At 36.9% G+C, this 22,143-nt stretch carries 20 protein-coding genes and 1 tRNA gene; 11 read left to right on the plus strand and 10 right to left on the minus strand.

Annotation, left to right across the window (positions count from 1 at the left end):
* Positions 1–700: 700 nt before the first annotated feature.
* From ACO05K_RS12770 to ACO05K_RS12815, 10 genes are all read right to left on the minus strand, one after another.
* Entirely contained in the window at positions 701–2,050 is a 1,350-nt protein-coding gene (locus ACO05K_RS12770) for an alkaline phosphatase family protein (RefSeq protein WP_421944819.1), read from the minus strand.
* Complete coding sequence (gene eboE, locus ACO05K_RS12775) at positions 2,043–3,227, minus strand: metabolite traffic protein EboE (protein WP_421944820.1); 1,185 nt, start codon at positions 3,225–3,227, stop codon at positions 2,043–2,045. Before eboE ends, ACO05K_RS12770 begins: the two co-directional genes overlap by 8 nt.
* Before the next feature lie 5 nt (positions 3,228–3,232).
* Complete coding sequence (locus tag ACO05K_RS12780) at positions 3,233–4,399, minus strand: 3-dehydroquinate synthase (protein ID WP_421944821.1); 1,167 nt, start codon at positions 4,397–4,399, stop codon at positions 3,233–3,235.
* 34 nt (positions 4,400–4,433) lie between these two features.
* On the minus strand, positions 4,434–5,318 hold the full coding sequence (gene eboC, locus ACO05K_RS12785) for a UbiA-like protein EboC (RefSeq protein WP_421944822.1): 885 nt from the start codon (positions 5,316–5,318) through the stop codon (positions 4,434–4,436).
* 6 nt (positions 5,319–5,324) lie between these two features.
* Positions 5,325–6,311, minus strand: coding sequence for a TatD family hydrolase (locus ACO05K_RS12790; protein WP_421944823.1), 987 nt, complete (start codon positions 6,309–6,311; stop codon positions 5,325–5,327).
* Between the two features lie 36 nt (positions 6,312–6,347).
* Complete coding sequence (locus tag ACO05K_RS12795; RefSeq protein ID WP_421944824.1) at positions 6,348–7,151, minus strand: EboA domain-containing protein; 804 nt, start codon at positions 7,149–7,151, stop codon at positions 6,348–6,350.
* Positions 7,152–7,184: 33 nt separating this feature from the next.
* Positions 7,185–7,565 (minus strand): transmembrane 220 family protein, encoded by a 381-nt coding sequence (locus ACO05K_RS12800; RefSeq protein ID WP_421944825.1) that lies wholly within the window; start codon positions 7,563–7,565, stop codon positions 7,185–7,187.
* A 485-nt stretch (positions 7,566–8,050) separates the two neighbouring features.
* Positions 8,051–8,124: transfer RNA gene (locus tag ACO05K_RS12805), tRNA-Arg, on the minus strand.
* Positions 8,125–8,221: 97 nt separating this feature from the next.
* Complete coding sequence (locus tag ACO05K_RS12810) at positions 8,222–8,686, minus strand: redoxin domain-containing protein (RefSeq protein WP_421944826.1); 465 nt, start codon at positions 8,684–8,686, stop codon at positions 8,222–8,224.
* 174 nt (positions 8,687–8,860) lie between these two features.
* Positions 8,861–9,775 (minus strand): SDR family oxidoreductase, encoded by a 915-nt coding sequence (locus ACO05K_RS12815; protein WP_421944827.1) that lies wholly within the window; start codon positions 9,773–9,775, stop codon positions 8,861–8,863.
* 161 nt (positions 9,776–9,936) lie between these two features.
* On the opposite strand from ACO05K_RS12815, the gene atpD reads away from it, so the two are divergent.
* From atpD to ACO05K_RS12870, 11 genes are all read left to right on the plus strand, one after another.
* Positions 9,937–11,439 carry a F0F1 ATP synthase subunit beta gene (gene atpD, locus ACO05K_RS12820; RefSeq protein WP_231425224.1) on the plus strand — a complete coding sequence of 501 codons (1,503 nt, stop codon included), beginning with the start codon at positions 9,937–9,939 and terminating at the stop codon, positions 11,437–11,439.
* Between the two features lie 85 nt (positions 11,440–11,524).
* Complete coding sequence (gene atpC / locus ACO05K_RS12825) at positions 11,525–11,770, plus strand: ATP synthase F1 subunit epsilon (RefSeq protein WP_421944828.1); 246 nt, start codon at positions 11,525–11,527, stop codon at positions 11,768–11,770.
* A gap of 219 nt (positions 11,771–11,989) precedes the next feature.
* Positions 11,990–13,237, plus strand: coding sequence for a cation:proton antiporter (locus ACO05K_RS12830; RefSeq protein ID WP_421944829.1), 1,248 nt, complete (start codon positions 11,990–11,992; stop codon positions 13,235–13,237).
* Positions 13,238–13,387: 150 nt separating this feature from the next.
* Positions 13,388–14,839: an IS1182 family transposase gene (locus ACO05K_RS12835; RefSeq protein ID WP_421942526.1), complete on the plus strand. Its 1,452-nt coding sequence runs from the start codon at positions 13,388–13,390 to the stop codon at positions 14,837–14,839.
* A 280-nt stretch (positions 14,840–15,119) separates the two neighbouring features.
* Complete coding sequence (locus ACO05K_RS12840; RefSeq protein ID WP_421944830.1) at positions 15,120–15,839, plus strand: hypothetical protein; 720 nt, start codon at positions 15,120–15,122, stop codon at positions 15,837–15,839.
* A 306-nt stretch (positions 15,840–16,145) separates the two neighbouring features.
* Positions 16,146–16,277, plus strand: coding sequence for a hypothetical protein (locus ACO05K_RS12845; RefSeq protein WP_421944831.1), 132 nt, complete (start codon positions 16,146–16,148; stop codon positions 16,275–16,277).
* Positions 16,278–16,352: 75 nt separating this feature from the next.
* Positions 16,353–17,243 (plus strand): branched-chain-amino-acid transaminase, encoded by an 891-nt coding sequence (ilvE, locus tag ACO05K_RS12850; RefSeq protein WP_421944832.1) that lies wholly within the window; start codon positions 16,353–16,355, stop codon positions 17,241–17,243.
* A gap of 86 nt (positions 17,244–17,329) precedes the next feature.
* The gene (gene ilvD / locus ACO05K_RS12855) at positions 17,330–19,012 is read left to right on the plus strand and encodes a dihydroxy-acid dehydratase (RefSeq protein WP_421944833.1); all 1,683 of its coding nucleotides are present in this window, start codon (positions 17,330–17,332) and stop codon (positions 19,010–19,012) included.
* Positions 19,013–19,169: 157 nt separating this feature from the next.
* Entirely contained in the window at positions 19,170–20,912 is a 1,743-nt protein-coding gene (ilvB, locus tag ACO05K_RS12860; protein ID WP_421944834.1) for a biosynthetic-type acetolactate synthase large subunit, read from the plus strand.
* Between the two features lie 92 nt (positions 20,913–21,004).
* Positions 21,005–21,643, plus strand: coding sequence for an acetolactate synthase small subunit (ilvN, locus tag ACO05K_RS12865; RefSeq protein WP_421944835.1), 639 nt, complete (start codon positions 21,005–21,007; stop codon positions 21,641–21,643).
* A gap of 115 nt (positions 21,644–21,758) precedes the next feature.
* Positions 21,759–22,142, plus strand: a complete 384-nt coding sequence (locus ACO05K_RS12870) for a glyoxalase superfamily protein (protein WP_421944836.1) — start codon at positions 21,759–21,761, stop codon at positions 22,140–22,142.
* The last annotated feature ends 1 nt before the right edge of the window (position 22,143 follow it).

Below are 22,143 nucleotides of genomic sequence, written 5' to 3' on the forward strand. Positions count from 1 at the left end.
AATATTTTTAAAAAGATTTATTGGAGATATTGATTTCTAACCAAATATTCTACTAAGAATTATACTCTTGAGCAGCATTTACCTTAAAGCTTAGTTGATAATCCATGGGTATTTAGACAATAAATCACTTTCTAAAATTGAATTAAAATAAAAAAAGGATTTCAAATAAATGAAACCCTCTTTCGTGCACTGGCAGGGACTACAATTGAACAATTGATACCCTTACTCACATTGTTTAACAATAGAAACGATGGATAAAACACTTATTTAAGTACAATTATGATACATTTACAGGATGTTAGCACGTCTGACTGTTACTGGAAACTGACCGGGTATTTTAAATATATTAACAATATCAAATCAAGGTTAAAGTGTCAGATTATATTCTGTAAATAATAAAGGGAATATAATCGAACAATGGTTTAATCCTCGAACTTTAGCGCTTAATTGGGATCTCACAGAATGACAATCTTGCTTAAAGGCGTTTTGTTTAAATTTTACATATCTACGCGTTGAATCTGGGTGTTCAGAGATACTATAGAATTGCTCAAATTGTTCAAAAATATCAAAACAGGAAAATTAGAGGAATGAATTATGTTACCCTATTCCCCAGCCATACTTCCTAACAAACTAGAATGTAAAGCGATAGCTACTCAAAAGAGCGATAGCTTGCGCTTAACTGTTATGAGTTGTCAGCTATCTATTTTACGAGCGTCTCCCATATTACGTCAAAAACATGCGGTGCTTTTAGCTTCTTAATGATTTTAGAATCTGTAATTAACACCGGCTTGAATGCGTCTGATACTCCGGCTCTACCGTGTGAGCCCTTAACCAAAGTTGCATCAAGTGGAATTACATCCATAACATATCTGAATCCTGATTTTTTTCTAAGTAATTTATAACCTACACGGAGTTTCGAGGACATGAACATTTCAACAGGATCGTAACCAGGCTTTTTATGAATATCCACGCATCTTGCATAATCTGGAGCTTTTGCATCATCAAGCCAGAAATAATAAGTAAACCAGCAATTTTCTTTAGCCGTAATTACAAAATCCCCCGCTCGTTCATGGTTAATATTATATTTTTCCTGTTCCTTTTTATCCAATACCAAATCAACACCATTAGCATTTTCCAGTATTTCTTTAACCTTTTCCGTTACGCTCTTATCATTGATGTAAACATGAGCTATCTGGTGGTCGGCAACAACAAATGCTTTCGATGCGCCAGGATCAAGCAACTCCAATCCCCGTTCTTCTCTTATCCCGATTAAGCCATTTTCCCTAAGAACCCGGTTTAAATGAATTGGTTGATTCACAGGCTCAATACCGTATTCAGATAACAGGATTATTCTTGCACCTTTTTTCTCGTAAAACCCAACCAGTTCTTCAACGATTTCATCAATTTCCTTAAGTTCTTTATTTATCTTATCGAAATCAGGACCAAATTTTTGTAAACAATAATCTAAATGCGGAAGGTAAATTAGTGTAAGTGTTGGATTATGTAGCTGCTCTGTTTCCATGGCAGCATCTGCAATCCATCTGGTTGATTTGATATTTGCCCCAGGCCCCCAAAATTGAAATAGTGGAAACTGACCGAACTTTTCTTGTAAGTGTTCGCGGAGTTCGGGTGGCTGAGAATAGCAATCCGGCAGTTTACGTCCATCTGCCAGATAGTTTGGACGAGGTGTTACCGAGTAATCTGCATTGGAATACATATTGTACCACCAGAACATATTAGAGCAGGTAAAAGACGGATTTTCTCTTTTTGCTTTATCCCAGATTTTTTCTGCATCAACAAGTTTGTTAGATTGTTTCCAGAATTTTATTTCGCTATCAACATTATCATACCATCCATTACCAACAATGCCATTTTCTGATGGGTATTTTCCGGTCAGGTAACTGGACTGTACACTTGTCGTAACTGCGGGCAATAAGGGTTCAATATTGGTTAAATGCTTTTCAGCAATGTATTTTTTAAGAAATGGCGTGTGCTCTCCAATAACTGATGTAGACAAACCAACAATATCAATAACAACTGTTTTATTCATGATTTGATTCTAAAATGTTTCTAACCCATTGTAATTCCCGAACAATCGAGTCGTTTAATGGTGCTTTTAAAGAAGCGGGAAGCACTTCCCATGTGTAGGTTTCCACTTCCAGATGATTTGTGAAAGGTTTATTTTTATGATAATCTAAAACGGCTTTAATATCAGTTTGTGTAGATTGTATCATGCCCATATCTTCAACAAAGATTGGAACATGAAAGTGTGCCCTCCACTCCTCAGCATTTGTATTTTCCTTATCGGCCAGTGCATCGGATAAATCAGGATAACGAATTAAAGTGCCATCCTTTTGCTTTGCAATAACCTGATGTAAATAGGTCGGCTCATCGAAACCTGCAAGAGCATTGAATACTTCCGTTCTTTCTGAAATCTGAGCAGGCAATTTAGCTTTTAATGCAGCGCTAATCTGGATTTTACCTATCGAAATGCCTTTTTCTTTAAGTTCTTCAATAATTTCGATATGCGGTTCGTAACCAATGGCGAAATGGCAAACATCATAACATAAACAGATGTGTTCTTTTATAATGCCTGAGTTTAATTTCCCTGCTTTCAGCAAAACCTGCTCATACCAGTTAATAAATTCCGCTCCAGATTCTAAAAAACCATCTGGTTCGGGTTCTATATCCAGGTGTAGGATTCTTCCTGTCCGGTCTTTTATATTTTTAAGCTCTGCAGCCACCATTAGAATATTTTCAGTTGCTGCTGCTGTTGCAGATTTACGTTCATCAGCGTTAGAAAACCATGGTTTATAGCTTAACGGAGATGTAGAAATGCCTCCGTCCATTTGCTCGGGAAGTAATTCAGCAAGAATTTTAAACAGACGGATTGTATAAACAAGTCGTTCATTGGTTGTCCAATCTGGTGCGTGCACCTGGTCTTTAACCCTGGTATGGTGAAAGCCACCGTAAGGGAATCCATTCATTGTAAAAACATAACCACCAACTTTGTTAAGCCATTGTTTAAATTCTTCTAGATGGTTTTCCTTCAATAATTCTAAACTCGCCAGATTGGATAAACGAAGGCCAATGCCCATGGGTTTATCGGGAGATAACTGAGCCTTTAAAACAGGAAAACTATCCTCTAGAACGGCAAAATGTGCCGACCAGCTTTCGCCGGCATAAATGTTTGTACAGAAAGTTAAATGTGCTGAATTAATTTCCATAGCTATTAAATTATTGACCGAAGATTTGAGTGGTGATTTAATATTTCAGCAGCTTGTCTTAACAGTTCTGTATCCATTTCATGAACTTCCTCACCGCTACCAATTCCTGTTAGCAAAGTAATGGTTAATTCTCCGCCAAGATGTTCTCTGAATTCTTCTAAACCTCGTAAAATCGGGCTGTTGTCCGCCGTTACCTGTAACAATGGATGTGTTAGTTCTAAACCGAGCGCCTGAATCAGTTTTATTATCCTTTGTGAATCATGAGAACTTATTCTTCCTGAAAGTTGTGAGTAAATGGTGTCTAAAGCAATACCCATTGCAACAGCTTCGCCATGTCTGATTTCGAAATTAGTGAGGTATTCGAGTTTATGTGCACTCCAATGTCCAAAATCTAAAGGGCGGGCAGAACCACTTTCGAAAGGATCGCCGCTTCTGATGTGTTCCATATGCAACTTTGCACATTTCCATATCTGATAATTCATCGCTTCGATATCTCGGTTTGCCATGGCTTCAGCATTTGCTTCCAGCCATTCGAAAAACTCGCCATCTTTTATCAAAGCCACTTTTATGGCTTCTGCAATTCCCGAACGCCAATCGCGATCGGATAAAGTGTTTAAAAAAGAATCATCATTAAAAACCGCAACGGGCGGCGAAAAAGTACCTAGAAAGTTCTTTTTATTGAAATAGTTGATGCCGTTTTTAACGCCCACACCAGAATCATTCTGAGATAATACAGTTGTAGGGATTCGAATATGTTTAATGCCACGGTGCGAAACATTAGCAACATAACCAACCATATCAAGCAAAGCACCGCCACCAATAGCTGCAATAAAAGAATGGCGATCGATGCCGTAAGTATTTACAGCTTGTAAAACCTTATCGAAATACTGGGTTTCATTCTTTACAATTTCTCCTCCGGGGATTACCAGTATATCTTCAACCAATTGCGTTAGGTTGTATTTACTAAAATATTTTTTTATGTTTTGACTTAAGTCAGGGTGTGCATTTGCAACGCCTTCGTCTATCACAAAAAATATCTTTTTTACCGCTTTTGCAGGATTCAACCCTGCAAGAAAATTCTTAAACAAATCGTTTTCAACTGAAAAAAGGGCAGAAGTAAAGAAGACGTTAAAATTGTATTGAACGGTAAAGGATTGTTGCAAATGTTCCATATAAATTGGATAATCTTTTTGATAAATTGTAAAATCAAGTGACTGCGAATAATTTAGAAAGCCAAATCGATATGGGCAATAATAAGGCAATGATAAAAGCCAGAAGCAGCGCATCGAAAGTTACAGCCCAGGCAGCATCCATTAATATTAAAGAAATAACGCCGGCTTTTACAGCTCCTCCAATGTTTTTACCAATCGGATTCTTAATTGCTTTGGATAAAGGTTTGAAAATCATCCAGGCAAATGGCAAAAGAAAAAGCAACGACCATAATAACCGTTCGTTTATAAAAGCAAACCAGGCGATAGCTCCAATTACGATTGCATACAAACCTGCAGCGAGGTAAAGATTTTTAGTGTTGCCGCCATGCACTTCTCCCCGACTTGTCATGGTGATGGAAAAAATATAAATCACTGGAATTATTGCGATAAAATACTGTTGGTACAGCATTTCAGGCACAATACTTAAGCCAAGCAATAAATTTAAACCACGGCAAATGCCCATACTCAGCGGACCGAAAAACGGATGATGTTTTCCTATTTTATTATATAGTAGTGCAAAAAAACAAACAGCAAATGCAAGCAATCCAGAAGTGAAGCTCGCTAATGAAGCAAATGCAATACCCGAAATCATTAAAGCTACACCTAAAATGGTCGCATTCGTTAAACTGATTATTCCACTCGGAATGGCGCGTTCAGGTCTTTCAATTTTATCCAGTTCAGCATCGAAAACATCATTAAAAACAATACCACCACCATATAAACAAGCAGTAGAAAGGCAAAGAAAAACGATGGCATACCAAAGTAAAGTACCATTGTTTATCAACACGCCCGAAATGGCAATACCTGCAAGAATATCACCAACAGAAGTTACAATATTTGCCGGGCGCATAATGCGCAAATAAGCGAATAATTTTCCCAATTCTATTTAGCTAATAATGATTGATGATCTATCTGTCCGTGGTTGTTGTCCGCCGCGTAAAATTGTATTGCCTTCAAATTTTTCGCTTTGATCGATGTTTTTAGGAGCAGTAAAGTCAGCTTCGTCTATTTGTCCGCTTTGCGCAAAGGCGGTAATCGCATTGCGATAGGTTACCAGTTCTATATCCGCATCGCTTATCCCTTTCAACTTCATTAAAGCGGCAGTTTTAGGCACAGCCAATGGGTCGCTGATACCCCAATCAGCGGCAGAATTAACCATTATACGCTCCGAACCATATTGCTTTACAATTTCAACCATACGCTCATTACCCATTTTGGTAAAAGGATAGATTGTGAAAGCAGCGAAAAAGCCTCTATCCAAAACCTCTTTTACGGTTTCCTCATTATTATGATCGATGATGATTTGGTAAGGATCTAAACCATGTTCTAAAGCAATATCCATACTGCGCTGCGTTCCTTTTTTCTTATCTCGGTGAGGGGTATGAATCTGAACGGGTAAACCTGCTTCTTTAGCAAGTTCCAGTTGCAGTCGATAATATTTTTCTTCTGCGGCAGTCTGGTCATCAAAGCCGATTTCGCCAATACCAACTACACCTTCTTTATAAATAAACAAGGGCAAAATTTCCATAACCTGCTCCGCAAGCGCTTCATTATTTGCCTCACGAGAGTTTAAGCCTATGGTACAATAATGTTTAATTCCAAACTGGGAGGAACGGAATCTTTCCCAGCCGATTAAACTGCTGTAATAATCTCTGAAACTATCTAAACCGGTACGGGGTTGCCCTAACCAGAATGCAGGTTCAATTAATGCCACAACACCAGCATCAGCCATAGCCTGATAATCATCTGTTGTGCGGGAAGTCATGTGCACATGCGGATCAAAAAACTTCATTCCCTTAACGGCACTTATATCAAACGCTTCAGGCTCACCCATCGTCGCCCTATCTCTTTCTATTGAATTGCTGCAACACATTTTCTAAAATTTTAATTTATTATCGAATTCTAAAGTCTAATTACTTAATTGATTAAGTTCCGGAAATTGACTGATATATACTTTTGCGGGTTCAAAATCAGATGCAGAAATGGCAATTGCTATCGCCTTATGATCTTCTTTGTCTTGATTAGTTAAACCGATTTTTATTGCTTCAAAAATTTGCTCGTTTATAAACGGACCAGCTAAATGCCATAATTCAGGATTTACTTTGCGACCTGCAGCATAACGTTCCCGGGCATAATCACTCAAGGTTATCGCAAGCTGCAAATTTGACCGTTCATTCAAACCATTTATTTTATTGATGTCTTTTTCGGTAAAAAAAGCCTTTAAAACCAATTGATTCCAGGCTGCTTCGTCTAAATATTTGGAAGGATAAAGATTGTTTTCGATAATCGCTTCCAATACAGAGCCAATATTACTTCTAATGCCTTCTGCACATCTTTTTATCCAGGTTTCTGGCGCTGCCAAAAACGGTAATGCAGAATATAAGGCTATGGCTTCATTTACTTCAGCCGATAAAAATAGATTTTCGATAACAGCATGCGATTTTTCAGCATCAGCAAAACTATGAACGCTTAGCAACCAAACCCTTGCTAAACGTTCAACGCTCCAGTCGGCTATATATACTGAACCTGTTTCTTCAATCTTCTTGTTCTGTATTTCAGAAATATTTAAGAAGGATTTTCCGATTTTACGGGGCAGCATTACAAAAGCTTGTCCTAGTTTACTGATTTCATTTGCTGAACCTGCATTCAAAAGCCATTCTAAAGCACTGTCATCTACATTATCTCTTATTATGTTTAAAAATAGTTGGCTCATATTTCCTGAAGTATCTTTAGTCGCCATAAAAATCTATGCAAAAACTCCTGTTGATACCAGATAATTTATAAATAATGCGCCTGCGATAATAAGCAATCCAAAAAATTCTCTGGTTTGCTCTATGTAAGGTTTTGTGGCCTGCATGCTTTCTACCAGACTTGGTTTATTATATTTGGTTATCCAATTTCGAACACCATCTTTCGCAAAGAAAATTTTAGTTGCGTAAATCAGGTAAAACGTAATTAAAGCCAGATACACATATGGGTATAAGAAACCCGCTGCAGCGACTCCGCAACAAATTGAAGCGGACATATAAATAGGAACCCAAAGCCAGGAATCCTTATCATTAAGGTTGACGTAAGCAAAGCCAATGAAGGAAATGCAGAATATAATATTGATTATGATTAATACCATTGAGAATTTATAAGACTTTCACTAAATCGATTTTCTAAATCCAAAGGTATTTATTTCCGTCTTTTTTCCTTATTAAAAAATTTAAATTATATAACCAACTGCATATTACGCTGAAAGGGGTTCTTCTCCACTTTGGTGGTAAACACATTAAATATCTTACTTTCTGTCGATAGTTGGATAAACCGGAGTAGATTGACCCCGGCTCACCAGGAGTAGATTTGTTGCAAGCTTTTGATGATCTTCATGTTTATAAATTGGCTAGAAGGGGTCAAATTAATTGGTATGTCCAATGGTGAAGCTTACGGTATTCTCAATGAGCAACTGGATGTACTAACTGATATCAAATCGGTCTATCATCAGTTTGAGACGCTAGAGAAGCGTGAATTTATAGATTTGGTGTTCGACTCGAACCTCTACTACGAAAACGACATCTATCGAACACCTACAGATAAAAAAAGGGAGGATTTTACAATCCTCCCTTCAAGTGCACTTGTAGGGATTCGAACCCCAAACCTTCTCATCCGTAGTGAGATGCTCTATCCAATTGAGCTACAAATGCATTTCCGTTTGTTAACGGACTGCAAAGGTAAGATTTGAGATTTAAATTCAAAATATTATTTAAAAAAATATTCAAAAATCTTACCATTGCAAAATCATTATGCTTTTAATGCATCATCAATTGCTTTAAAATCAGGCAACTCGTGTGCATCTTCTAAAACTTCAGCATATGCAATTTTTCCTTCTTCATCAATTACAAAAGCAGCTCTTTTTGATACACCTTTCAATCCGAACACAAATTCCGGATAAAAAGCACCATAAGCTTCTGATACATCTTTGTTAAAATCAGACAATAGAGGAAACTGATAATTTTGAACTTCTTTAAATTTAGCCAGTGAAAAAGGAGAATCAACAGAAACACCTAAAACCTGAGCATTAATTCCTTCATAAAAACTAAAATTATCTCTCATTGTACATAATTGCTCTGTACATGTTCCGGTAAAAGCCATCGGGAAAAAGTGAATAATAACTTTCTTACCTTTAAATGCTGCTAAGGAAACTTCAGTTAAATCTGAACTGTATAATTTAAAATCTGGGGCTTTATCGCCAATTTGTAGTGACATACTTATATTGTTGTTATTGGTTAACTGATTAATTGTTTAACTGGTTAATTGTTTAACTGGTTAATTGAAGTCAAAGTCTCAAAAAGAAAGAGCTAACTGATTTGTCTATTTCCTAATCCCCATTTCCCCATTTTCTACATTAAGCTTTTCATCATCCAGTCTTGATACTTGATACTAAATACTTGCTACTTTTTTCATCTGCTCATCCACAATTTTCAACCCCTCATTAAAGCTATGTGGTTTGTAATCTAAATCTTTTATCGTTTTATCTAACACAAAACCAGTTTTAATTGGTCGCTTTGCTGATTGATTTAAACTTGCAGAACTTATCTCAGAAATTATCGATTTATCGAGCGACCAATAATCGGCAACTTTTCTTACTAAATCTGCAATGCTCATGTAATCTTTCCCCGAAACGTGATAAACACCTTGTGCATTTTTCTCTACTGACAATAAACAGGCTTCGGCTAAATCTTCTGCTAAAGTTGGCATTCTCCATTGGTCGTTAACAACATTAATAGGCTGACCTTTTTCTAATGCACCTTTGGCCCAAAGTACAATATTACTTCTGCTCATATCATTAGTAATACCATAAACTAAAATTGTACGTAAAATTGCCCAATTTGCTTTCGATTCTTTAATCGCCAATTCAGCCAAAAGTTTTGTTTCTCCATAATAACTTAAAGGATTTGGCGCATCATCTTCTTTATAGGGTCCATCGGCACCATCAAAAATAAAATCGGTACTTAAATGTATAAGGTGTATATTATTTTCTTCGCAAAGCGATATTAAGTTTTGAGTAGCTTCTACATTTAGTTGATGGCATAGTTCTTTGTTAGCTTCGCTGATATCAACATTTGTCATAGCAGCCGTGTGGATAATGGCATCGGGTTTATACTTTTCGATAACAGCTGTTACTTGTTCTGCATTTAGAATATCCATTTCTGCATATTCGAATCCTTCGCTTACAGGGTAACGATTTACGCCTATTGATGTTGCTACTAATTTTATCCGTCCTTCGGCTAATACTTTTTCTGTTAATTTCTGACCTAAAAGGCCATTGCTACCTGTAGTTAAAACGGTTTTCATAGAGTAAATTTATGCTTCTAAATTATCTATTAAAAGCGAGTTGAAAAAACTTATAATATATATTTAAAATTTACTAATAATAACTTAACTTTGCCAACCGAATTGGAGCCCCTATAAATCGCTTTAATTCATTGACTATAATAAATATACTCACAACAGATATGCCTAACTTAGGAAAAATAGCACAAATTATCGGCCCAGTGGTTGACGTTAGCTTTGCTGATGATGCCCATCTACCTAAAATTTTCGATGCGTTAGAGATAACAAAAGAAAATGGACAAAAAATTGTTTTAGAAGTTCAACAGCATTTAGGCGAAGACCGCGTACGTGCAATCTCTATGGATTCTACTGATGGTTTAGTTCGTGGAATGAAGGTACTTGATACTGGTTCAGCGATTAAAATGCCAGTTGGCGACCAAATTAAAGGTCGTTTATTTAATGTAGTTGGTGACGCGATTGACGGAATCACTGCAGTAGATAAAGCTGACGGTCGTCCGATTCACGCTACTCCTCCTAAGTTCGAAGATTTATCAACTGAAACTGAGGTACTTTTTACAGGTATTAAAGTAATCGATTTATTAGAGCCTTATGCAAAAGGTGGTAAAATCGGTTTATTCGGTGGTGCTGGTGTAGGTAAAACTGTATTAATTATGGAGTTGGTTAACAACATTGCTAAAGCTTATGCTGGTTTATCAGTATTCGCAGGTGTTGGTGAGCGTACTCGTGAGGGTAACGATTTACTTCGTGAGTTTATCGAATCAGGTGTAATCAACTATGGTGATGAATTCTTACACTCAATGGAAAAAGGTGGATGGGATTTGAAAGCAGTTGATACTGAAAAATTAAAAGAATCAAAAGCAACATTGGTTTTCGGTCAAATGAACGAGCCTCCTGGTGCACGTGCTCGTGTAGCATTATCAGGATTAACAGTTGCAGAATATTTCCGTGATGGTGATGGCGAAGGCGCTGGAAAAGATATCCTTTTCTTCGTTGATAACATCTTCCGTTTCACTCAGGCAGGTTCTGAGGTATCGGCTTTATTAGGTCGTATGCCATCTGCAGTAGGTTACCAACCAACATTGGCAACTGAAATGGGTTTAATGCAAGAGCGTATTACTTCAACTAAACGTGGTTCAATTACATCTGTACAAGCGGTATACGTACCTGCCGATGATTTAACTGACCCGGCTCCGGCTACAACTTTCGCCCACTTAGATGCAACTACAGTACTTTCTCGTAAAATTGCTGAGTTAGGTATTTATCCAGCGGTAGATCCATTAGATTCTACTTCACGTATCCTTTCTCCTGCTGTTTTAGGTGATGAGCACTATAACACTGCACAACGTGTTAAAGAAACTTTACAACGTTATAAAGAATTACAAGATATCATCGCGATTTTAGGTATGGACGAATTATCTGAAGAAGATAAATTAGTTGTATCAAGAGCTCGTCGTGTTCAACGTTTCTTATCTCAACCTTTCCACGTAGCTGAGCAATTTACAGGCTTAAAAGGTGTATTGGTTGATATTAAAGATACCATCAAAGGTTTCAACATGATTATGGATGGTGAAGTTGATGAATATCCCGAAGCTGCATTTAACTTAGTTGGTAGCATTGAAGATGCTATTGAAAAAGGTAAAAAATTATTAGCAGAAGCGAACTAGTATCAAGATTTGAGTATCGAGTATCAAGATTGTAAACATAATCTTGATACTTGATACTAACTACTTTGTACTCAAATCAAAAAAAATGAACTTAGAAATATTAACTCCAGATAAAAAAGTGTTCGAAGGTGAAGTAACGGCAGTTACGGTTCCTGGAACTTTGGGTTCTTTTCAGATTTTGAAAGACCACGCTGCTATCATTTCAACTTTAGAAGATGGAGAAGTTATTATAAAAGCAAACCAAAACGATGAACAACGCTTTTTTATTAAGGGCGGTGTAGTTGAAGCCATCCACAACAAAATTGTTGTTTTGGCAGAAGGTATCGCTTAATTAGTATTCATATTGCGCTGAACCTTCGGGATTATCGGCTCAAGAAAGGCCTTTTCGATTAATTCGGAAAGGCTTTTTTATTTGTCCACAAAATCATATAAAATTCCTTTTTAAGTAAAAATTCCCTATAGATTTAGTTTTAAATGCTCCATAAAAATCTGAATTAATTATATTACGGGAATAGCTAATTATGGCAAATTTTTAATATTTATTTTTTTAATGGAATTATACTATTCGTTTTCAGTACTTATTGTTATTGCATCTTTCTTTGCTTATTTAAACTTACGCTACCTCAAATTACCTTCTACAATTGGCATCATGATAATTGCCATGCTTGCATCCATAATATTGGTTGTTACAGGTAGTTTGTTTCCTAAAGCCTTTAATCATTTTTCTACGTTACTTTCTGATGTAGATTTTACAGAAGTATTAATGGGCGCCATGCTTAACTTTTTACTATTTGCAGGTGCTATCCATATTAATTTAATCGATTTAAAAGAACAAAGAGGTCCGGTAATTATCTTCTCAACGGTAAGTGTAGTTATTTCTACATTCGCCGTAGGCGGAATTTTATATTACCTCGGGCCTATTTTAGGCGTTCATGTTCCATTTATTTATTGCTTACTTTTTGGAGCCTTGATATCCCCTACCGATCCAATTGCAGTTATGGGTGTGCTAAAAGAAGCTAAAGTTAAAAAGTCGCTAGAAACTAAGGTAGCTGGGGAATCCCTTTTTAATGACGGAGTAGCAGTAGTGGTTTTTGCGGTAATTCTTCAGCTTACACAAAGCAGCGAGGTAGAAATTTCTTTTTTAAATATCTCATGGTTATTAATTAAAGAAGCTTTGGGCGGCTTCGTTTTAGGAACACTCTTAGGCTTAGGCGCTTCAAATGCTATGCGAAAAATAGATGATTATAAAGTTTCTGTATTAATTACACTTTCAGTTGTTATGGGTGGTTATCTTATTGCACATTCAATGCATATTTCTGGTCCGTTAACCATGGTTGCCGCCGGAATAGTAATTGGAAATTATGGCAAAAGAACGGCTATGTCTGCAACTACTAAAGATTATCTAAACAAATTCTGGGAGTTAATAGATGAAATCCTTAATGCTGTTCTATTCCTTTTTATTGGTTTCGAACTCCTAATTATTCAAAATATAACTTCATATTGGATTATTGGTACAGCCAGTATTGTTATTGTTCTATTCTCCAGATTTTTATCAATATACATACCGGTTCTTTTAATTCCTTTCAAAAACAAATTCAGCAACGGAACAATAAAAGTATTGGTTTGGGGTGGTTTACGTGGTGGGGTTTCTATTGCCTTAGCTTTATCGATGGATGAAGGTCCATATAAACCGACTTTAATTGCAGCTACTTATTTTGTTGTTGTATTCTCAATCATTGTTCAAGGGCTTACTGTGGGTAAAGTTGCATCGAGAGTACTTTCAAAAGAAGAAGAATAGTTGTAGCTGAATCATAATTTACTCTAAGCCTTTTCGATTCCTTTGAGGGCACTGAAAAAGTCCCCTAATTGAAAAGGACAAAAGGAGTAGAAAACTAGTTTTTCTGCTCCTTTTTTTGTATTTTAAAGGTATATTATTACTGCTTTTAAGATGCTTCTTCAACAACAAAAAATCCAGTTTAGCGAGTTTTCCAGGCTTTATGACCTGATTGTTCCCAAAGAGAACTTACTGCGCAAGATTAATGAGCTTATAGATTTTGGTTTTATATATGATGAGCTTCTGGATAAATACTGCCCGGACAACGGGCGTAATGCTGAGAGTCCGGTACGCATGTTTAAATACTTATTGCTGAAAACAATTTATACGGTTTCAGATGTTGATGTGGTAGAACGTTCCCGCTATGATATGTCCTTCAAATATTTCCTGGAGATGTCCCCGGAGGAGGATGTGATCAATTCAAGCTCATTGACCAAGTTCCGAAAGCTCCGCCTCAAGGACATGGATCTTTTAAACCTTCTAATTGGTAAAACTGTTTCCCTTGCATTGGAAAAAGGCATTATTAAATCCAGGTCCATCATTGTCGATGCGACACATTCACTTTCCAGATCCAATCCATATTCACCTATTGAAGTACTCAGGCAACGCTCAAAACTGCTTCGAAAAGCAGTGTACCTAATGGATGATGACTTCAAGGGTCAGATGCCTGAGAAAAATGATTCAAATGATATTCTTAAAGAAATAGAATACTGCAAGGAATTACAAAAAGTTATCGAGTCTGATGAAGCATTAAGTGAAATTCCTGCAGTGAAAGAGAAGCTAAACCTCTTAAAAGAAACAGTAGAAGATACCCAGGATAACTACACCTTATCCAAAGATATGGATGCCAGAGTCGGACACAAAACCGCTGATAGTAGCTTTTTTGGTTACAAAACTCATTTGGCAATGACAGAGGAGCGTATCATAACAGCAGCTGTTGTTACCTCCGGAGAGAAAGGAGATGGTCCTGAGCTACCAAAATTATTGGGTCAGACACAGTCAAACGGAATGGAGGTGGATACTATTATAGGTGATGCAGCCTATGCTGGCAAGAACAACCTTAAGCTTAAGGGTTTGAACGGAAATAAGGTTAAGATAGTTGCCAGGATGAACCCTGCTATTACTCATGGTACCAGAAAAGAGGAAGAAAAGTTTGATTACAATAAAGATGCAGATATGTTCGTATGCCCCGCAGGGCACCTGGCTATGTATAAACGGGTGCAGGGCAAAAAGGTAGACAGGAAAAACCAGATGATGACCTATTATTTCGATATCGAAAAATGCAAAGTATGCCCGCTAAGAGATGGCTGCTATAAATCGGAAGCCAAAAGCAGGACTTACTCGGTCGCCATAAAACCAGATGAGCACAAAGAGCAGGAAATATTCCAACAAAGCGAGTACTTCAGGGAAAAGTCAAAACACAGATATAAAATTGAGGCGAAAAATAGTGAATTGAAAAATGTTCATGGATATGACAGAGCAAATTCCTATGGCCTTGAAAGCATGAAAATGCAAGGTGCACTTGCGATATTCGTAGTAAATCTTAAAAGAATCCTCAAATTCTAAAGCGGGATCATCATTGCCACAAAATATCCTAAAAACAACCATAAAATACCAGAATTCGGCGAGAAATCTCAATAGATTGGGCCCCGTAAAAATATAAAAATACTCAAAAAACAAAAAGCGGATGGAGATCTTATAACCTACCCATCCGCTAATCTTTTTATAGACCATTTTTAAGTCTACTTTTTCAGTGCCCTCATTCCTTTCGGAAAGGCTTTTTATTTTCCCGTCGGCAACCCAAACCCTCATTTTAATCGTATCTTATTTAGATACAGTTTAAAAGATGGTTAACTTAAAAAAGTTATATGTTTTTCTACTCATTCTACTTTCTTTTAGAGTAGATGCAAAAGAGTTTTTAACCTTGGATGACTACCATAAAACTTATCCTGAAAAAAGGGCTAATGGCAGTGATGGCAACTGGCTGAAGGAGGATAGAGAGAAAAATTCAGAAACCTGGAATCAAGCGAATAAAATCAATCTAAAAAAAATAAATGGCTATTTAGAGTATGAAGATATTTATCAGCGCTGCGATTTCTATAAATGGTTTGAACAAAAAACAGATTCTTTAGGTTTTCAAACCCGATGGCCAGCGGCAGCAAAAGAAACCACATCAAAACTTAAAAACCTTCTTAACCCTATTGCGCTTGCAGCCGGTAACTCAAATAAGGAAATTGAAACATTTGTAATTACGGGCAACGCAATTATTTTTGATGATATTTGGAAAGATTTAAAACTCCTTTATGAACACGAGCCTTTAAAAGGAATGGATGCCGAGGTTTGGGATGGACATCTTTTACTAAGAGAGCAAAATATTATCGACCCTTATTATCAAAAACTGGGTGAATCTTCACTTAAAAAACTTCAAAAATCTTTAAGACGAGAAACTGCACTTTCCAAAATGTTATCAGGTTTTGAATTTGAAGGAAATTTATTAAATATCCGAGACAGGTGGCTTTACGGAATGAAAATGATGCATTATAAAAATCCAGATATCAGAAAATAATTATTCTTTCTCAATTTTAATTTTACTTAAAGCTTTAGCTTTTATTTTGATTTTTTGAGGCAAAACTTAAATTTCAAGAAGAAAATCAGTAAATTTATAATGCAAGCATAACAAACATACCGTATACCGTTTTGATATTTGGTCTACAGTCAGCAACATTAAATCACTAATTCCATCATCATTAAGAATATTATTCTGAATTTGGTTATTTTTTAAGAATTATATTCTAATTTCACTTTTTTTTGATTTCTCTTGCATATTAATGAACCAAAAACTAAATTGGTATTTATAAACAATAAGGAAATAATGACTAATCAATTCAACACTTTATCGAACAATGTTACTGCAATTGCAGCTGGCAATGTTGTGTTGTTACCTGTCATTATTTTAAATCTGCTACTCCTAAATATTTTAGGGAAGAAGATGGACAGCTTATAAATAGATTTAAAAAAACTAAATATACCTAAAGCGTCCTGATACAAACAGGACGCTTTTTTTAAATAACAAAACGTGATGAAATATTATAATTCGAACACGATCATTTACCTTGATGGAAAGTTTGAAAAGGCTGTAGATAGCAGTACCGACCTTTATGGCCAGTCGTTACACTACGGTTATGCAGCATTCGAAGGTATTAGAGCTTACAAAACGCACAATGGTAATCGTATTTTTAAAGCTGCTGCTCATTTCGATCGTTTAGAGCGTTCTTGCCAACTGGCAAATATTCCATTCCCATGGGATAAACAGGAATTAATCAAAGAAACTTATAAACTTCTAACGTTAAACAAACTGAAAGATGCCTACATCCGTCCTTTAGTTTTTTGCCATCCAAACATGAAATTGAATGAGCCAAGTGGTGTTTCAATTTTAATTTGCGCTTGGGATTGGGATGCTTATTCGGGCAATAAGTTACTGAAATTAACCATTTCAGATTACGAAAGGCCGAATCCAAAATCATCTCCAATGGAAGCGAAACTAAGCGGAAACTATGTAAACTCAATTTTAGCAACCACCGCAGCCAACATTAAAGGATATGATGAAGCTTTGCTTTTAGATATGCATGGTTTTGTAGCTGAAGCATCGGGTGCAAATATTTTTATTGAAAAAGATGGAAAATTGTACACGCCATCATTAGGAAATATTTTACCTGGAATTACTCGAGCTACGGTTAAAGAACTTTGTACAGTTTTAGATATCGAATGTATAGAGAAAAAATTAATGGTAGAAGATCTGAGAAACGCAGATAGTGCTTTCTTATGTGGAACAGCTACTGAAATTGCAGGTATTGCCTCAATCGATGATATCGTTTTCCGTAGTTTATGGAGAGAATCTATTGGTTATACCATACAACGTGCTTACAAAAACCTAGTGCTTGAAAAAGTGAATTACGAAGTGATTATTTAGTATCGAGTAGCGAGAATCAAGTATCAAGACGGATTGCAAAACATTACAACCTTAAAACAATACAACATTACAACCAACCAATAACAATGAGCGAATTAAATAAGTACAGTAAAACATTTACACAAGACCCAACACAACCTGCAGCGCAAGCTATGCTTTACGGAATCGGATTAACTGATGCAGATATGGCAAAGGCACAAGTCGGGATTGCAAGTATGGGTTACGATGGTAACACCTGCAACATGCACCTTAACGACCTTGCAAAAGACGTTAAAGCAGGCGTTTGGAAAAATGATTTAGTGGGCTTGATTTTTAACACTATTGGTGTGAGTGATGGAATGAGCAACGGTACAGATGGAATGCGTTACTCATTAGTAAGCCGTGATGTAATTGCAGATAGTATTGAAACCATTTGTGGTGGCCAATATTATGATGGCATTATTTCTATTCCTGGTTGCGATAAAAATATGCCAGGTGCAATTATGGCAATGGCTCGTTTAGACCGCCCATCGATTATGGTTTACGGTGGAACAATTGCTCCTGGGCATTACAAAGGCGAAGAATTGAACATTGTTTCAGCTTTTGAAGCTTTAGGACAAAAAATATGCGGTAATTTATCAGAAGATGATTATCAAGGCATTATTAAACATACTTGCCCTGGTGCAGGTGCTTGTGGTGGTATGTACACGGCAAATACAATGGCATCAGCAATTGAGGCTTTAGGTATGAGTTTGCCATATTCTTCATCAAATCCAGCAGTTAGTCCTGAGAAAAAACAAGAATGTTTAGATGCTGGTCAATACATCAAAGTTTTATTAGAAAAAGATATTAAACCATCTGATATTATGACGAGAAAAGCATTCGAGAATGCGATTCGCTCAATCATTATATTAGGTGGAAGTACAAATGCGGTGTTGCATTTTATCGCAATGGGAAAAGCAATCGGTGTAGAAATTACGCAGGATGATTTCCAAAAGATGAGTGATGTGACGCCTGTTTTGGCCGATTTTAAACCAAGTGGCAAATATTTAATGCAGGATTTACATCAATATGGTGGTATTCCAGCAGTATTGAAGTTTTTATTAAACGAAGGTTTATTGCATGGCGATTGCTTAACTGTAACTGGTAAAACAATGGCTGAAAATTTAGCTGATGTGAAATCGATTATGGATTACGACCAGAAAATCGTTCAAAAATTAAGCGAGCCGATTAAAGCAACTGGCCACTTACAAATTCTTTATGGAAACTTGGCGGAGAAAGGTTCGGTTGCTAAAATTTCTGGTAAAGAGGGCGAAAAATTTGAAGGTCCTGCACGTGTATTTGATGGTGAGCATGATTTAATTGCCGGTATCTCTAGCGGTCGTGTTCAACCAGGCGATGTAATTGTAATTAAAAACTCTGGCCCTGTCGGCGCTCCAGGTATGCCTGAAATGTTAAAACCAACCTCGGCAATTATTGGTGCAGGTTTGGGTAAATCGGTTGCTTTAATTACTGATGGTCGTTTCTCTGGCGGTACTCACGGTTTTGTAGTAGGTCACATCACACCAGAATCTTACAAAGGTGGTTTAATTGGTTTGGTAGAAGATAACGACCCAATTTTAATCGACGCCGTTAATAACATCATCAGTTTACAAGTAAGCGAAGAAGTTATCTCAGAGCGAAGAAAAAAATATGTTCAACCTGCATTAAAAGTAACAAAAGGCGTTTTATATAAATATGCTAAAACAGTTTCAGATGCGGCAAGTGGCTGCGTAACTGACGAATATTAACCCCCTGAAGGGGAGAAGGAAAATGTTAAATTTAATCCGGTCACAATTTGTGACCGCATACAATCAAGACACCAATCATTATAATTTGGGATGATGACTTGAAGTCACAATTTGTGACATCAAGATTAAAAAATAATAGAACCGCAAAAACATAATTATGGAAACTGCACAAGAAATACAAACCGAGGCAAAGGCAGAAACCTCAAAAACTTTCAAGGGAACTGGTTCACAGGTTTTGTTGAATGGGTTAATTGAAGAAGGTGTCACTACCATTTTTGGTTATCCAGGTGGAGCAATCATGCCAATTTATGATGCACTTTACGATTACGCAGATAAATTAGAACACATTTTGGTTCGCCATGAGCAGGGTGGCATCCATGCTGCCCAAGGTTTTGCCCGGACAAGCGGTAAGGTTGGTGTTTGTTTTGCTACAAGTGGTCCTGGGGCCACAAACCTAGTTACAGGTTTAGCAGATGCACAAATCGACAGCACACCCTTGGTTTGTATCACTGGACAAGTTTTCGCTCATTTATTAGGAACTGATGCTTTTCAAGAGACTGATGTAATTAACATTACTACCCCAGTTACCAAATGGAATTATCAGGTTACCGATGCTAAAGAAATCCCTGAGGTTTTGGCTAAAGCATTTTACATTGCTAAAAGCGGCAGACCGGGACCAGTTTTAATTGATATTACTAAAAATGCACAATTACAGGTTGAGGAATTTCCTGAATACGTAAAGTGTAATCATATACGTTCTTATCGCCCAAAACCAAAAGTTAGGGTTGAATATATTGAGCAAGCAGCTGAATTAATCAATGCAGCTAAAAAACCATTCGTTTTATTCGGGCAAGGTGTTGTTTTAGGCAGTGCTGAAGAAGAGTTTAAAGCTTTCATCGAGAAAAGTGGCATTCCTGCTGCCTGGACAATTATGGGCGAAGGCGCCATTCCAACTTCACACCCACTTAATGTTGGTATGTTGGGTATGCATGGCAATTATGGCCCAAATGTTTTAACCAACGAATGCGATGTCTTGATTGCCATCGGTATGCGCTTCGATGACCGCGTAACTGGTCGTTTAGACAAATATGCAAAGCAGGCGAAAGTAATTCATTTAGATATTGACCCTGCAGAGATTGATAAAAACGTAAAGGCTGAGGTTGGTGTTTGGGGCGATTGTAAAGAAACTTTACCCCTATTAACCAACTTAGTTAACGAGAACAAACACGAAGATTGGTTAGCCAAATTCAGAGATTATAATCAGGAGGAAATAGACCAGGTGATTACGCCAGAACTTTACCCAACAAGCGAAGAAATGACGATGGGCGAAGTTTTACGTAACATTAATGAAATTTGTGGCGGCGACGCAGTGATTGTTACCGATGTTGGTCAGCACCAAATGGTAGCTTGCCGTTATGCTAGATTTAACAATACCCGTAGCAATATTACCTCAGGCGGTTTAGGCACAATGGGTTTTGGTTTGCCTGCAGCAATTGGTGCTAAATATGGAGCACCGAACAAAACGGTAATCGCAATTATTGGCGATGGCGGTTTCCAAATGACACCACAAGAATTGGGTACTATTATGCAGTTTGGTGCAGCGGTGAAAATCCTGATTTTAAACAACCGTTTCTTAGGAATGGTACGCCAATGGCAACAGTTATTTCACGATAAGCGCTACTCATTTGTAAACATTACCAGTCCTGATTTTGTGGCGCTTGCTAAAGCTTATTACATTGAAGCTGATAAAGTTGATGAACGTGCTAACTTGAGAACAGCATTGGAAACGATGATTAACCATGAAGGTTCTTACTTATTAGAAGTAATGGTTGGAAGAGAAAATAACGTTTTCCCAATGGTTCCACAAGGAATGAGCGTAAGCGAGATTAGGTTGAAATAATTAAGATAAAAGAACAAAGAGCAAGGAATAAAGATTAAAAGTACAGGTTTTTTGTCTTTTATCCTTGTTCCTTTATCCTTAATCCAAGAAAAATGAATACTGAAAACACATTAGAACATAAAATAGATAAAGTTGATTTAGAGGGCAAGCAGGAATATACCATTACGGTGTATGCTGAAAATCGTATCGGTTTATTAAACAGAATTGCGATTATCTTCTCCAAAAGAAAAATCAATATCGAAAGCTTAAACACTTCTCCATCTGAAATTGACGGCATACACCGTTTCAATATTGTGATTACGGAAAGTTATGAGGTGGTTAGAAAACTGGCTCGTCAGATTGAAAAGCAAATTGAAGTTTTAAAGGTTTATTTCAACACCAACGAGGAAATTATCTGGCAGGAACTGGCTTTATACAAAGTTTCTACTGATGAAATTGCGGAGAAAGTAACCGTAGAAAGATTGCTTAGACAATATGGTGCAAGTGCGGTTGTAATTCGTAAAGATTATACCGTTTTTGCTGTAACTGGTCATAGAGAAGAAACCGATGCTTTAGTGAAAGCTTTAGAGCCTTATGAATTAATTGAATTTGTACGTTCGGCAAGGGTAGCGATTATTAAAGACAGTGCTGGTTTCCACGAAAAACTGAAAGAATTTGAAGCCTTTGAGCCTGGTGAAGAACTTATTGAGAATGAGTTTTTAGAAAAGGGAGACAAGATATTTACGATGTAGGAAAATAATCCGTCATTTCGAGGAGGAACGACGAAGCAATCTATTTAGAGGAATCAGACAGATTGCTTCGGCTCGCACAAATCCAGCCTCGCAATGACGAAAATCAAAAAAAACTATGAAGTGTAATAGCGTTAAGCCAATTTTAAGAATGTTCGATTATGATAAAGCAATCGAATTTTATGTGGATTGGTTAGGCTTTACGATAGATTGGGAGCATCGTTTTGAAGATAATACGCCAACTTATATGCAGATTTCATTGGATGGAATTGAATTACATTTAAGCGAGCATCATGGCGATTGTGCTCCCGGTGCTCATATTCATATCGATTGCACTGGCTTGAAAGAATTTCACAAACAGATTATTGATAAGAAGTATAAATATAACAGACCGGGTTTAGAAAGAACTTTTTACGGAAGTTGGGCAGTTACGGTAAATGACCCATTCTTTAATAAGATAACTTTTAACCAACCATTAGACGAATCGGAGATAGAAGCATAAA

This window comes from Pedobacter sp. (assembly GCF_965227205.1).
Lineage (GTDB): Bacteria > Bacteroidota > Bacteroidia > Sphingobacteriales > Sphingobacteriaceae > Pedobacter.